This is a genomic window from Ruegeria sp. AI3 (assembly GCF_056541245.1).
In genome coordinates this window covers 1-1194 of the sequence record NZ_JBQFYA010000050.1, presented here as the reverse complement: position 1 = coordinate 1194, position 1194 = coordinate 1, and the positions used below count along the sequence as shown (strand labels likewise).

The window sequence follows — 1194 nt, the reverse complement described above, 5'->3', positions numbered from 1 at the left end:
TGTGAACGCAGGCAGCAACGCCGTGAAGATCCTACAGCGACTGCTCAGTGAATTCCAGGAGCCGGTCACCGTCGATGGCGCGCTCGGACCTCAGACTGCAGCCGCCACGAGACGGGCATTTGCTAAGGCCGGTGTCCATTTGGTCGACGCTTATGGCATCCCTCGGCGCAACTACTATTTCCGGACCGCTGACCACCGCGCAGCTTCGCGCAAATACGCCCGTACCCGCGCTGGCGGTAAAGGCGGCTGGATTCGACGCGCCGAAGAGTTCATCAGCGCGCAATTTCACATGAGCGATTCAGAGTTTCAGCGGAGGGTTTCGGCATGGGCATGATCGGACGGATTTTGACAGGGCTTTCCGGCGGCGGTCGGAATGTGGTGGCCGAGACGGCCGAGGTGTTCCGCGTGAACGCGGAGGCCAGCGCACAGCGGCAATCGGATTATGCTCAGGCCGCGCTGGCGCAATTCGGCACGGAGTTTCAGATTGAGCGCAAGGGGTGCTTTGACCGCTTCATAGACGGTCTCAACCGATTGCCGCGCCCGCTGATGGTAGTGGCGACATTCGCGCTGTTCGCATCAGCGATGTTCGATCCGATCTGGTTTGCGGAGCGGATGCAGGGGTTGGCACTGGTGCCGGAACCACTCTGGTGGCTCGCAGGCACGATCGTCGCCTTCTATTTCGGTGGCCGTTTCCAAATCAAGGCGCACGAGTTCCAGCAAACAGTGGCTCAGGCGACAGCGATGGTTCCGCAGGTCATGGAGAACATCAGCCGTCTTCGCGCGTTGCGGCATGATAGCCCCGGTGTGGCCGACACAGGGACAGATACTGAGCTGACCGTTGCGTCGATCGAACCCAGCGACAACCCGGCCGTCCAGGCTTGGCGGGAGGCATCTGCGTGACACTAGACATCGACACCGGTCTGAAGCTGGCAAGCTTCGGACTATCTATTGCCGCCATGGTCTATGCCTTTTTCGTCAACCGGCGAAAGGATGTGGATGAGCGTTTCCGAGAAGGCTCCAATCGGATGGACCGCCACGAGAACCGGATCGCGACGATTGAGCAGACCGTCCAGACCATGCCTGGCAAGGACGACATGCATTCCCTTCAACTCGAGCTGGTCAAGCAGACCGGCTCTCTCAACGAAATGCGCGCGGTGATGGAGGGCCATGCCAAGATCACGGCACGCCTCGAGG

3 protein-coding genes are annotated in these 1194 nt (G+C 60.6%); all 3 read left to right on the top strand.

Annotated elements, in window-relative coordinates:
* On the top strand, positions 1 to 334 hold a 334-nt coding region (locus tag ACRZ95_RS22925; protein ID WP_480555684.1), incomplete at its 5' end, for a putative peptidoglycan-binding domain-containing protein.
* On the top strand, positions 325 to 900 hold the full coding sequence (locus ACRZ95_RS22920) for a holin family protein (protein WP_480555682.1): 576 nt from the start codon (positions 325 to 327) through the stop codon (positions 898 to 900). The genes ACRZ95_RS22925 and ACRZ95_RS22920, both read left to right, overlap by 10 nt.
* On the top strand, positions 897 to 1194 hold a 298-nt coding region (locus ACRZ95_RS22915), incomplete at its 3' end, for a DUF2730 family protein (RefSeq protein WP_480555680.1). The genes ACRZ95_RS22920 and ACRZ95_RS22915, both read left to right, overlap by 4 nt.